This is a genomic window from Vibrio cionasavignyae, assembly GCF_050337155.1.
In the GTDB taxonomy this organism is placed as follows: domain Bacteria; phylum Pseudomonadota; class Gammaproteobacteria; order Enterobacterales; family Vibrionaceae; genus Vibrio; species Vibrio nomapromontoriensis.
On sequence record NZ_JAKJSR010000029.1, the window covers coordinates 42,965 to 55,913 of the forward strand.

The 12,949-nt window shown below is 45.9% G+C and carries 9 protein-coding genes; 1 reads left to right on the top strand and 8 read right to left on the bottom strand.

Annotation, left to right across the window (positions count from 1 at the left end):
- The first annotated feature begins 51 nt into the window (after positions 1-51).
- The gene (gene rsd / locus L4D74_RS21345) at positions 52-546 is read left to right on the top strand and encodes a sigma D regulator (protein ID WP_428754555.1); all 495 of its coding nucleotides are present in this window, start codon (positions 52-54) and stop codon (positions 544-546) included.
- A 160-nt stretch (positions 547-706) separates the two neighbouring features.
- Here rsd and rpoC read toward each other — a convergent pair whose 3' ends face one another.
- The 8 genes from rpoC to secE all read right to left on the bottom strand — a co-directional run bounded on the left by rpoC (position 707) and on the right by secE (position 12,694).
- On the bottom strand, positions 707-4,909 hold the full coding sequence (gene rpoC / locus L4D74_RS21350; protein WP_428754539.1) for a DNA-directed RNA polymerase subunit beta': 4,203 nt from the start codon (positions 4,907-4,909) through the stop codon (positions 707-709).
- Between the two features lie 84 nt (positions 4,910-4,993).
- Positions 4,994-9,019, bottom strand: a complete 4,026-nt coding sequence (rpoB, locus tag L4D74_RS21355; protein WP_428754540.1) for a DNA-directed RNA polymerase subunit beta — start codon at positions 9,017-9,019, stop codon at positions 4,994-4,996.
- A gap of 249 nt (positions 9,020-9,268) precedes the next feature.
- Positions 9,269-9,637: a 50S ribosomal protein L7/L12 gene (gene rplL, locus L4D74_RS21360; RefSeq protein WP_265676586.1), complete on the bottom strand. Its 369-nt coding sequence runs from the start codon at positions 9,635-9,637 to the stop codon at positions 9,269-9,271.
- Between the two features lie 57 nt (positions 9,638-9,694).
- Complete coding sequence (gene rplJ, locus L4D74_RS21365; protein ID WP_017077558.1) at positions 9,695-10,189, bottom strand: 50S ribosomal protein L10; 495 nt, start codon at positions 10,187-10,189, stop codon at positions 9,695-9,697.
- Positions 10,190-10,474: 285 nt separating this feature from the next.
- A complete protein-coding gene (gene rplA / locus L4D74_RS21370) occupies positions 10,475-11,176 on the bottom strand; it encodes a 50S ribosomal protein L1 (RefSeq protein WP_250619766.1) in 702 nt (233 codons plus the stop codon).
- Positions 11,177-11,180: 4 nt separating this feature from the next.
- Positions 11,181-11,609 carry a 50S ribosomal protein L11 gene (gene rplK / locus L4D74_RS21375; RefSeq protein ID WP_102471020.1) on the bottom strand — a complete coding sequence of 143 codons (429 nt, stop codon included), beginning with the start codon at positions 11,607-11,609 and terminating at the stop codon, positions 11,181-11,183.
- Positions 11,610-11,754: 145 nt separating this feature from the next.
- Positions 11,755-12,303 carry a transcription termination/antitermination protein NusG gene (gene nusG, locus L4D74_RS21380; protein ID WP_250619767.1) on the bottom strand — a complete coding sequence of 183 codons (549 nt, stop codon included), beginning with the start codon at positions 12,301-12,303 and terminating at the stop codon, positions 11,755-11,757.
- A 13-nt stretch (positions 12,304-12,316) separates the two neighbouring features.
- Entirely contained in the window at positions 12,317-12,694 is a 378-nt protein-coding gene (gene secE / locus L4D74_RS21385; protein WP_265676573.1) for a preprotein translocase subunit SecE, read from the bottom strand.
- Between the last annotated feature and the right edge of the window lie 255 nt (positions 12,695-12,949).

Consider the following 12,949-nt stretch of genomic DNA (forward strand, 5'->3'; position numbering starts at 1 on the left):
AAGGTTATTGCAAAACGTGTGGCTGCAGATCGTAGCCCCGATCATGAGGACATGGTCATGCTGAATAAATTTAAAAATGCACAAGAACAATGGGGTGGCTCTAGTGAAGTCATCGATCATTGGTTAGAAACAAGACAAGCGCTTATTGTTGAATATTGTAAGCTTGCCGCGCTGCAACCCGCCTCTTCTCAATCGAATGTCATTGAGCTTCCTGCTCCATCAGATATTGGCTCATTTTGTAATCACTTAGTTGACTATATCTCTGAAGGTCATTTCAAGATCTACGATATGGTGATGGACAAGTGGAAAGCGACGGGCTTTAAAACCAATGAAGAAATTGATGGGACGTACGCTAAAATCGTTCTAACCACTGAGCCGTTACTTGAATTCAACGATAAGTATGTCGGCCTTTCACAAGACAATGATTTGCCAGGTTTTGAACCGGACATGTCGAAAGTGGGCGAGATTTTAGAACTGCGCTTTGAAGTTGAAGACCGACTGATACAGTTAATTGCCGACAGTTTAGCGATACCGCCTGGGGCATAGAGTTAAGCAAACGACATTAGAATGCCATCGCCTCTTTCCTAGGAAAGGGGTGAAACGCGTCCCCAGGAACCAGGAACCAGGAACCATTATCCTTTATTCCCTACCAGACAGATACAAAAAAGGCGCCTTTCGGCGCCTTTTTTCATGTCTCTAACAACGATTACTCGTCAGAAGAGAAGCCTGCATTTAGAAGTGCCGCTAGGTTATCCGTTGCTTGTTCAGCAGACGGGCCTTCTTGTACTTCGTTACGCTTAGCTTGACGGTCTTGGTGATACGCAAAACCTGTACCTGCTGGAATCAAACGACCAACAATTACGTTCTCTTTCAGACCACGAAGATCATCACGCTTACCAGAAACTGCCGCTTCTGTTAGTACACGTGTCGTCTCTTGGAACGATGCCGCTGAGATAAATGACTCAGTTGCAAGAGAGGCTTTGGTAATACCTAGTAGGTCACGTTCGAAACGTACTAGTTCTTTACCTTCCGCTTCTAGAGCGCGGTTAGCGATCTTAACGTTGTGGTATTCAACTTGCTCACCAGGTAAGAACTCAGAGTCACCAGCATGAGTGATTGTACACTTACGTAGCATTTGACGAACGATAGTCTCGATGTGCTTATCGTTAATCTTAACGCCTTGTAGACGGTATACTTCTTGAACTTCGTTCGCGATGTATTGTGTCACAGCGTGAATGCCACGTAGACGTAGAATGTCATGTGGAGTTTCTGGACCATCAGCAATTACGTCACCACGTTCAACACGTTCACCTTCGAACACGTTCAACTGACGATGCTTAGGAATCATCTCTTCGTAATTATCACCGCCATCGCGAGTGATGATTAGACGACGTTTACCTTTGGTCTCTTTACCAAATGAAACCATACCTGAGTGCTCAGCAAGAATTGCTGGCTCTTTAGGCTTACGAGCTTCAAATAGATCCGCTACGCGAGGTAGACCACCGGTGATGTCTCGGTTTCCGCCAGATTTCTGAGGAATACGAGATAACGTGTCACCAACGCCAACTTCTGCGCCATCTTCAATGTTAACGATCGCTTTACCAGGTAGGAAGTAAAGTGCTGGCATATCAGTGCCGGCGATCATTACGTCTTTACCTTGCTCATCTACAAGTTTGATAGCTGGACGCATATCTTTACCTGCAGCTGGACGAGCAGCTGGTTCAGTTACTTCACTTGAAGATAGACCAGTTAGGTCATCTGTTTGACGAGAAACAGTTACGCCGTCGATCATGTCAACAAACTGGATGCGACCTGCCACTTCAGTGATAATTGGCAGTGTGTGCGCTTCCCAGTTAGCCACAACGTCACCAGCTTGTACTGCGTCGTTGTCTGCTTTGCTTAGGATCGAACCGTAAGGAAGTTTGTGCTTCTCTTTAGTACGGCCAAACTCATCAATAATCGTCATCTCAGATGCACGAGAAGTGATAACCAGTTTCTTATCTTTATTGATAACAAACTTAGCGTTATGAAGTTTAACGGTACCCGTTGTCTTAGCTTGGATGCTGTTTTCTGCTGCCGCTGTAGATGCTGCACCACCGATGTGGAACGTACGCATCGTTAGCTGTGTACCAGGTTCACCGATAGACTGAGCAGCGATAACGCCAACTGCTTCACCTTGGTTCACTAGGTGACCACGTGCTAGGTCACGACCGTAACACTGTGCACAACAACCGAAGTCTGCATCACAGGTAACTACTGAGCGCACTTTCATGCTATCTACAGAGTTATCTTCCATGATTTGACACCACTTCTCATCAATCAGAGTATTACGTGGAATCAGAACATCTTCAGTACCCGGCTTAAGAACATCTTCAGCCACTACACGACCAAGAGCCAACTCAGAAAGTGCAACTTTAACGTCACCACCTTCGATGTGAGGCATCATGTCAACACCTTCATGGGTGCCACAGTCATGTTCGTGAACTACAACGTCTTGAGCAACGTCTACTAGACGACGAGTTAGGTAACCCGAGTTTGCTGTTTTCAGTGCTGTATCCGCAAGACCCTTACGAGCACCGTGCGTTGAGATAAAGTACTGAAGGACGTTTAGACCTTCTTTAAAGTTCGCGGTGATTGGTGTCTCGATGATTGAACCATCTGGACGTGCCATCAGACCACGCATACCAGCAAGCTGACGAATCTGAGCTGCAGAACCACGAGCGCCCGAGTCAGCCATCATGTAGATGCTGTTAAACGACTCTTGTTGCTCTTCTTCACCGTCACGGTTGATTACCGTTTCAGATGAAAGGTTGTCCATCATCGCTTTCGCTACGCGATCATTGGTCGAAGCCCAAATATCGATCACTTTGTTGTAGCGCTCACCCGCTGTTACAAGACCGGATTGGAACTGGTCTTGAATTTCGCGAACTTCTTCTTCTGCTGATTCGATTTCGTCGTACTTCGCTTGAGGTACAACCATGTCATCGATACCAACTGAAACGCCTGATAGTGCCGCGTAAGCGAAACCAGCGTACATAATTTGGTCAGCAAAAATTACTGTGTCTTTAAGACCAAGCTTACGGTAACACTCATTCAGTAGGTTAGAGATTTGCTTCTTACCTAGCTTTTGGTTTACCAAGCTGTATGGAAGACCTTTTGGTACGATTTGCCACAACATTGCACGACCCACAGTAGTATCTACCATGTCTGTGCTTGTTGTGCTGTTACCATCTTCGTCAACCACTGTCTCAGTGATACGTACTTTTACGCGAGCGTGAAGCTCTGCGCTCTTAGTACGGTATGCCTTCTCAGCCTCTTCAGGGCCGGCAAGGTACATACCTTCACCTTTAACGTTGATCTTGTCACGCGTCATGTAGTAAAGACCCAATACAACGTCCTGAGAAGGTACGATGATCGGATCACCTGATGCTGGAGACAGAATGTTATTCGTCGACATCATCAGTGTACGTGCTTCAAGCTGTGCTTCTAGAGTTAGAGGCACGTGAACCGCCATTTGGTCACCATCGAAGTCGGCGTTATATGCCGCACACACTAGTGGGTGAAGCTGAATCGCTTTACCTTCGATTAGTACTGGTTCAAACGCTTGGATACCTAGACGGTGAAGTGTAGGTGCACGGTTAAGCAGTACTGGGTGTTCGCGGATAACTTCGTCTAGGATATCCCAAACGATCGCTTCTTCACGCTCTACCATTTTCTTAGCAGCTTTGATTGTCGTCGCCATGCCACGAGTTTCTAGCTTGCTGTAGATGAATGGTTTAAATAGCTCTAGTGCCATCTTCTTAGGAAGACCACACTGGTGCAGACGAAGGTATGGACCTACTGTGATTACAGAACGGCCAGAGTAGTCTACACGTTTACCTAGAAGGTTCTGACGGAAACGACCTTGTTTACCCTTGATCATATCAGCAAGAGATTTCAGAGGACGCTTGTTCGAACCTGTGATCGCACGACCGCGACGACCGTTATCTAGAAGGGCATCAACAGACTCTTGCAGCATACGCTTTTCGTTACGTACGATGATGTCTGGAGCCGCTAGCTCTAGAAGACGCTTCAAACGGTTGTTACGGTTAATCACACGACGGTAAAGGTCGTTCAGATCAGATGTCGCAAAGCGACCGCCGTCTAGTGGAACTAGAGGACGTAGATCTGGCGGTAGAACCGGAAGAACAGTTAAGATCATCCACTCTGGGTTGTTACCCGATTGAATGAAGGCTTCAACTAGCTTCAGGCGCTTAGTGATTTTTTTACGCTTAGTTTCAGAGTTAGTCGTTTCCAACTCTTCGCGCATTTGTTCCGCTTCTGCGTGCATGTCCATAGTAGACAGCAGATCTTTGATCGCTTCTGCACCCATCTTAGCTGTGAACTCATCACCCCACTCTTCTAGGCGATCAAGATACTCATCTTCAGTAAGCATCTGTGATTTTTCTAGATCAGTCATGCCTGGTTCTGTCACGACGTACATTTCAAAGTACAGTACGCGTTCGATATCACGTAGAGGGATATCCATCAACAAACCGATACGAGACGGCAGTGATTTTAGGAACCAGATGTGAGCAACAGGTGAAGCAAGCTCGATGTGGCCCATACGGTCACGACGAACTTTAGTTTGCGTTACTTCAACGCCACACTTTTCACAGATAACACCGCGGTGTTTCAAACGCTTGTATTTGCCACAAAGACATTCGTAGTCTTTAACTGGACCAAAAATACGCGCACAGAATAGACCATCACGTTCAGGCTTGAACGTACGATAGTTGATCGTTTCTGGTTTCTTAACTTCACCAAAAGACCATGAACGAATCATGTCAGGTGAAGATAGACCGATTTTGATTGCATCAAATTCTTCGGTCTTATGCTGTGCTTTTAGAAAGTTTAATAAGTCTTTCACAATCAGCTCCTGTGAGGAGTTAAAAGGGGCCCGCTCTTAAACTATAGAGCGAGCACCTTCCTACCAGATAATCCTAATAAAGGATTATTCGTCTTCTAGCTCGATGTTGATACCTAGCGAGCGGATCTCTTTCAACAATACGTTGAACGATTCTGGCATGCCAGGTTCCATGCTGTGGTTGCCGTCGACGATGTTCTTATACATCTTCGTACGACCGTTAACGTCATCAGACTTAACCGTTAGCATTTCTTGTAGAGTGTAAGCAGCACCGTATGCTTCTAGTGCCCATACTTCCATCTCACCGAAACGCTGACCACCGAACTGAGCTTTACCACCAAGTGGTTGCTGAGTTACTAGGCTGTACGAACCAGTAGAACGAGCGTGCATCTTGTCGTCAACCAAGTGGTTCAGTTTCAGCATGTACATGTAACCAACGGTTACAGGACGCTCAAACTGGTCACCAGTACGACCATCAAACAAGGTTAACTGACCTGATTCAGGTAGGTCACCAAGTTTCAATAGTTCTTTAATAGAGCCTTCAGTAGCACCATCAAATACTGGTGTCGCGATCGGTAGACCACCACGTAGGTTTTTCACCAATGTACGAACTTCGTCGTCGGACAATTCAGCAATGTCAACGTTCTGGCGAGTTTCACCAAGATCGTAAACTTTTTGCAAGAATTCACGGAATTTCGCGAGTTCTTGTTGCTCTTTAACCATCTGGTTAATCTTGTCACCGATACCTTTCGCCGCCAGACCTAAGTGAACTTCTAGGATCTGACCGATGTTCATACGCGAAGGTACACCCAGTGGGTTAAGTACGATGTCAACAGGCTGACCTTTGCCATCGTATGGCATGTCTTCAACAGGGTTGATCTTAGAGATTACACCCTTGTTACCGTGACGACCGGCCATCTTATCACCAGGCTGGATACGACGTTTAACCGCTAGGTAAACTTTAACAATCTTAAGAACGCCAGGCGCTAGATCATCACCTTGAGTGATCTTACGACGCTTAGTTTCAAACTTCTTATCGAAGTCTGCTTTTAGCTCGTCGTTTTGCTCTGCAAGTTGCTCAAGTTGAGTTTGCAGTGCATCATCTTCTAGCGTTAGCTCTAGCCATCTCTTACGACCGATAGTATCAAGCTTCTCTTCAGAGTAACCACCTTGAAGAAGTACAGCTCTTACACGCGCTAGTAGACCACCTTCAAGAATTTGGAACTCTTCAGTAAGGTCTTTCTTCGCTTCTTTAAGCTGCATCTGCTCTATTTCTAGAGCACGTTTGTCTTTTTCTACGCCATCGCGAGTAAAGACTTGAACGTCAATGATGGTACCAGAAACAGAGTTTGGTACACGTAGTGATGTATCTTTAACATCTGATGCTTTTTCACCGAAGATCGCACGTAGTAGCTTCTCTTCAGGCGTTAGTTGCGTTTCACCTTTAGGCGTTACTTTACCAACTAGGATGTCGCCACCCTTAACTTCAGCACCAATGTAAACGATACCTGACTCGTCTAGTTTAGACAGAGCAGATTCACCTACGTTTGGAATATCCGCTGTGATCTCTTCAGAACCCAGCTTAGTATCACGAGCCACACAAGATAGTTCTTGAATGTGAATAGTCGTGAAACGGTCTTCTTGAACTACGCGCTCAGATACTAAGATCGAGTCTTCGAAGTTATAACCGTTCCAAGGCATGAACGCGATACGCATGTTTTGACCAAGTGCCAATTCACCGAGATCCGTTGAAGGACCATCAGCCAATACATCACCGCGAGCAACAGGCTCACCAGGAAGTACCGTCGGACGTTGGTTAATACAAGTGTTCTGGTTCGAACGCGTGTACTTAGTCAGGTTGTAAATGTCGATGCCTGCTTCACCAGGAATCAGCTCATCTTCATTAACCTTAACTACGATACGAGATGCGTCAACAGACTGCACCATACCACCACGTTTCGCTACCGCTGTAACGCCCGAGTCAACGGCTACGTTACGCTCAATACCAGTACCAACAAGTGGCTTATCAGCCTTCAGTGTTGGAACGGCTTGACGTTGCATGTTCGCACCCATCAATGCACGGTTCGCATCATCGTGTTCTAGGAACGGGATAAGCGAGGCAGCGATAGATACTACTTGGTTTGTTGCAACGTCCATGTAGTTAACATGGTCACGTGGGTGAAGACCAGATTCACCTTTTTGACGAGCTGTGATCAGTTCATCGTCGAATGTCCCTTCTGCTGTTAACGCGGCATTTGCCTGTGCGATAACGAATTGACCTTCTTCGATAGCTGATAAGTAATCAACTTCGTCAGTAACTACACCATCAACAACACGACGGTACGGCGTTTCTAGGAAACCGTACTCGTTACAACGTGCAAACGCTGACAATGAGTTAATCAAACCGATGTTTGGACCTTCTGGCGTTTCGATCGGACATAGACGACCGTAGTGCGTAACGTGTACGTCACGTACTTCAAAGCCAGCACGCTCACGAGTAAGACCGCCAGGACCCAATGCAGAAATACGACGTTTGTGCGTCACTTCTGATAACGGGTTGTTTTGGTCCATAAACTGAGACAGCTGTGAAGAGCCAAAGAATTCTTTAACGGCTGCAGAAATTGGCTTAGCATTGATAAGATCTTGAGGCATGATAGCGTCAAGGTCACCAAGGCTTAGGCGTTCTTTTACTGCGCGTTCTACACGAACTAGACCAACACGGAATTGGTTTTCAGCCATTTCACCAACGCTACGGATACGACGGTTGCCAAGGTGGTCGATATCGTCCACTTCGCCAATGCCGTTACGGATAGCAATCAGTTTCTTCATCACTTCAACGATATCTGTTTCGTCAAGTGTGCCTTGCTCTAGTGCGTCTTCACGACCGATAGAGCTGTTAAACTTCATACGACCAACAGTCGATAGGTCATAACGCTCTTCAGCGAAGAATAGGCTTTCGAATAGCGATTCTGCAGCTTCTTTTGTTGGCGGCTCACCCGGACGCATCATGCGGTAGATTTCTACCAATGCAGAGATGCGGTCTACCGTGCTGTCGACACGTAGTGTGTCAGACATGAACGGACCGTGGTCTAGATCGTTCGTAAATAGAACTTCTAGTTGCTTGTGGCCAGCCTGCGAAAGGTTCGCAAGTGCTTCTAGGCTGATCTCGTGGTTTGCACCAACAATGATCTCGCCAGTCGCTTCATTGATGTAGTCTTTAGACGCTACTTTCCCTACGATGTACTCGACAGGTACTTCAATGAAATCAACGCCATCTTTCTCAAGTTGACGGATATGACGCGCAGTTACGCGACGGCCAGTCTCAACATAAGTCTTGCCGTTTGCTTCGATATCAAAAGAAGCGGTCTCGCCACGTAGGCGTTCCGGTACCAACTCCATTAATAGAGTTTGGTCTTTTACTTCGAAGTTAATCTTATCGAAGAAGATATCGAGGATCTCTTCCGACGTTTTACCTAGTGCACGAAGAATGATCGATGCTGGTAGTTTACGACGGCGGTCGATTCGAACGTACAAGTTATCCTTAGGATCAAACTCGAAGTCGAGCCATGAACCACGGTAAGGAATAACACGTGCGTTATAAAGAACTTTACCTGAAGAGTGGGTCTTACCCTTATCGCTGTCGAAGAACACGCCTGGGCTTCGGTGCAGCTGGGATACGATAACCCTCTCGGTACCATTGATTACGAAGGTACCATTGTCTGTCATAAGCGGAATTTCGCCCATGTAGACTTCTTGTTCTTTAATATCTTTTACAGTACCCGCTGGTGCGTCTTTATCAAAAACAACCAGGCGCAATTTTACGCGAAGTGGTTTTGAATAAGTTACGCCACGAATTTGACATTCTTTAACATCAAATACTGGCTCGCCAAGACGGTAGCTAACGTATTGCAGCTCAGAATTGCCGTTATAGCTCTGAATTGGAAACACAGAACGAAAAGCAGCTTCAAGTCCATATTGTCCTTCAGGATCCTGTTCGATAAACTTGTCGAAAGAATCAAGCTGGATCGATAGCAGGTATGGAATGTCCAAAACTTGTGGACGAGTACCAAAGTCCTTACGGATGCGCTTTTTCTCGGTATAAGAGTAAACCATGGGGTTCCTCAGCTCGCTGATAAGTGACCCAAACTGTCCGCCCAAGCCTAGTTACTTAAGGTGGGTAATGGGACAGTGACTAACAACTGTTTACTGTAGTGACGTTGACTCAAGCGTCGAGCAACGTTTTTTGCATGGTACATAGGTGCTTAAACAGCGGGAAAATTCACCTATGCCCTACAGCGCAAAAAGGCCGGTGGTTAATAAACCACCAGCCATTAGCCTGTCGGCTATGAAACTAAGTAATAATTACTTAATTTCAACAGTAGCACCAGCTTCTTCTAGCTGAGCTTTAAGAGCTTCAGCTTCAGCTTTCTCTACGCCTTCTTTAAGAGGTGCAGGAGCGCCGTCTACAAGAGCTTTAGCTTCTTTAAGACCTAGGCCAGTTGCGCCACGTACTGCTTTGATAACAGATACTTTGTTACCGCCAACAGCAGTAAGAACTACGTCGAATTCAGTTTGCTCAGCAGCAGCGTCGCCGCCAGCTGCGCCACCAGCTACAACTGCAGCAGCAGCAGTAACACCGAATTTCTCTTCCATAGCTTCGATAAGCTCAACAACTTGCATTACAGACATTTCTGCAACTGCGTCTAGGATTTGCTCGTTAGTAATAGACATAACAATTCTCTTTTAAGTCAACAATAAGTTTATTTAGCAACCAGTAAAAAGCAAGGCTTAAGCCGCAGCTTCTTCTTTTTGGTCGCGAACAGCAGCGATAGTACGAACCAGCTTGCCAGCAGAAGCTTCTTTCATGCACATCATTAGGCGTGCAATTGCTTCGTCGTAAGTTGGTAGTGTCGCTAGTACATCAGCATCAGTAACTGCGCCTTCAAATGCAGCAGCTTTGATCTCGAATGTTTTGTTCTCTTTAGCGAAGTCTTTGAAAAGACGCGCTGCAGCACCAGGGTGCTCATTAGAGAACGCAAGTAGGCTAGGACCAGTAAATGTGTCTTGTAGACACTCATACTCAGTACCTTCTACTGCACGGCGTGCTAGTGTGTTACGAACAACTCTCATGTAAACACCCGCTTCACGCGCTTGTTTACGTAGAGAAGTCATCGCGCCAACAGTAACGCCACGAGAGTCAGCTACAACTGCAGAAAGTGCACCACTGGCTGCTTCGTTGACTTCAGCAACAATTGCTTTTTTGTCTTGAAGGTTTAAAGCCATTTGGGATTTACTCCTGGTTGTTATTACACCACCCAGCATCATAATGATGCCGAGAGCTAATACGGTGCATTCCCATAAGCCAATTGATTTCGAAAAATCAACCCGCTTTAAGTCGGGCACCGTCTACGTAGGTTTAATTAAGTTCAAATCGAAAAATGAACGCCTACGGTCTTGGACGGAGACTGACATTCCACAAGTGGATTATCAGCCTCAACCACAAATTTTGATAGGCGCAAAATTATACATAATTTTTACGCCTATGCAAGCTTTTAAGCGATTAGGCTATTAAGCTTGAGTGTTCAGGGTACCCTGATCCACAGTAACGCCAGCACCCATAGTAGTAGAGATGCTCACTTTCTTCAGGAAAACACCTTTCGCTGAAGACGGCTTAGCTTTCTTAAGAGCAACTAGAAGAGTCTCTAGGTTCTCTTGAAGCTGGTTAGCTTCGAAAGATACTTTACCGATTGTAGTGTGGATGATGCCGTTTTTGTCGTTACGGTAACGAACCTGACCAGCTTTAGCGTTCTTAACCGCTTCAGCAACGTTAGGAGTTACAGTACCAACTTTAGGGTTTGGCATAAGGCCGCGTGGACCTAGGATAGTACCTAGTTGACCAACAACGCGCATTGCATCTGGAGAAGCAACAACTACGTCGAAGTTCATTTCGCCCTTCTTCACTTGCTCAGCAAGATCTTCCATACCAACGATGTCTGCGCCAGCTGCTTTAGCTGCTTCAGCGTTTGCACCTTGAGTGAACACTGCTACGCGGATTTCGCGGCCAGTACCGTGAGGTAGTACAGTTGCACCACGTACGTTCTGGTCAGATTTACGAGCATCGATGCCTAGGTTAACAGCAACGTCTACAGACTCTACGAATTTAGCTGTTGCTAGTTCTTTAAGAAGAGCTACAGCTTCGTTGATGTCGTATTCTTTAGTTACTTCAACTTTGTCGCGGATTACGCGCATACGCTTAGTAAGTTTTGCCATGATCTTAACCCTCTACCACTAGGCCCATTGAACGAGCAGTACCCGCAATAGAACGCTTCATCGCTTCAATATCAGCACCAGTCATATCAGCAGCTTTAGTTTCTGCGATTTCTTGGATTTGAGCATCAGTAACTGTACCAACTTTTTCAGTGTTAGGACGGCCAGAGCCAGACTTAACGCCAGCAGCTTTCTTAAGAAGAACAGCAGCAGGTGGAGTTTTAGTTACGAATGTGAAAGAGCGGTCACTGTAAACAGTGATTACTACTGGAGTCGGTAGACCTTTCTCAACAGATTCTGTTTTTGCGTTAAACGCTTTACAGAATTCCATGATGTTCACACCGTGTTGACCTAGAGCAGGACCAACCGGTGGACTAGGGTTCGCCATACCTGCTGCAACTTGCAACTTGATATAAGCTTCAACTTTCTTAGCCATGATATTTCCTAATTTTTGGGTTCAGACGCTAACCATTCGATCAGCTCCCCAGTTTTCAATAAATACTTTTTGCAGCAAGACCTGCAAAAAGGCGCGAAATTATAATCATAATTCGCGCCTTAAACAACCCTATAAAGGTGTTTTTTTAATCAAGTTTTTCAACTTGACCAAACTCAAGCTCAACTGGTGTTGCACGACCAAAGATCGATACAGACACTTTAATGCGGCTCTTGTCGTAATCCACTTCTTCAACGGTACCGTTGAAGTCTGCGAATGGACCATCGTTCACACGTACCACTTCACCCGCTTCGAACATCGTTCTTGGACGAGGTGCTTCACTTGCTTTCTCTAAACGGTTAAGAATAGCATCCGCTTCTTTATCTGTGATAGGTGCAGGACGGTCAGAGGTTCCACCAATGAAGCCCATGACACGTGGCACACTGCGCACTAAGTGCCAAGATTCATCGTTCATCAACATCTGAACAAGAACATAGCCTGGGAAGAACTTACGCTCACTTTTACGACGTTGACCAGCGCGGATTTCCACAACTTCTTCAGTTGGTACTAGCACTTCGCCAAAGTAGTCTTCCATCGCGTGCATTTTAATATGTTCGCGAAGAGACTGAGCCACACGTCCTTCAAAACCTGAGAAGGCTTGAACAACGTACCAGCGTTTTTTCGGAGCTTCACTCATGAATTAAGACCCTCTATATCCCGGTTACTAAAGCCACTAGGCGAACCATAATGCCGTCAATACCCCATAGCGCCAGTGCCATCACAACACTTACAGCTAGGACGATTAACGTAGTTTGCGTCGTTTCTTGGCGCGTTGGCCATACCACTTTGCGCACTTCTACTCGCGCTTCACGAGCAAACAAAATCGCAGCTTTACCTTTTGTTGTTGTAGCGGCAACACCTAGTGCTACTGCAATCAATACAACGACACCTGCAGCACGGAGTACTACTGAAAGCTCTCCATACAGGTAATTACCCACAACAGCGGCGGCCAACAGAGCAAAAGCGACAATCCACTTCATTACATCTGCTGCATTTGAGCTTTCAGGAGCTTCAGCGTTTGCTTTCATAAAACCAACCTGTGACAAGTCTTTATTAGACGACAACAACCCCGCTGCTGCAGGGCTTATTCCTTTGTGCTGGTGAAATATGAGTCAAACCAACACCCTACAAAAAGCTCAGCAAGTGTTTAAACACTTCCTCAGCCTTCAAAATCCTTTAATTATTCACCAAATTGGCGAATATTGCGCCTCTATAAATAGTAGCGCATAAAAAGGGCATCAAATGATGCCCTTTTTACTAGTGCTTCGTCAAGATTTTGCTAA

Bases quoted from the DNA above. Each gene is read 5' to 3' on its own strand.
- rsd (WP_428754555.1), top strand. From the start codon at position 52: ATGGTCATGCTGAATAAATTTAAAAATGCACAAGAACAATGGGGTGGC.
- rpoB (WP_428754540.1), bottom strand. From the start codon at position 9,019: ATGGTTTACTCTTATACCGAGAAAAAGCGCATCCGTAAGGACTTTGGT.
- rplL (WP_265676586.1), bottom strand. From the start codon at position 9,637: ATGTCTATTACTAACGAGCAAATCCTAGACGCAGTTGCAGAAATGTCT.
- rplJ (WP_017077558.1), bottom strand. From the start codon at position 10,189: ATGGCTTTAAACCTTCAAGACAAAAAAGCAATTGTTGCTGAAGTCAAC.
- rplA (WP_250619766.1), bottom strand. From the start codon at position 11,176: ATGGCAAAACTTACTAAGCGTATGCGCGTAATCCGCGACAAAGTTGAA.
- rplK (WP_102471020.1), bottom strand. From the start codon at position 11,609: ATGGCTAAGAAAGTTGAAGCTTATATCAAGTTGCAAGTTGCAGCAGGT.
- nusG (WP_250619767.1), bottom strand. From the start codon at position 12,303: ATGAGTGAAGCTCCGAAAAAACGCTGGTACGTTGTTCAAGCCTTCTCA.
- secE (WP_265676573.1), bottom strand. From the start codon at position 12,694: ATGAAAGCAAACGCTGAAGCTCCTGAAAGCTCAAATGCAGCAGATGTA.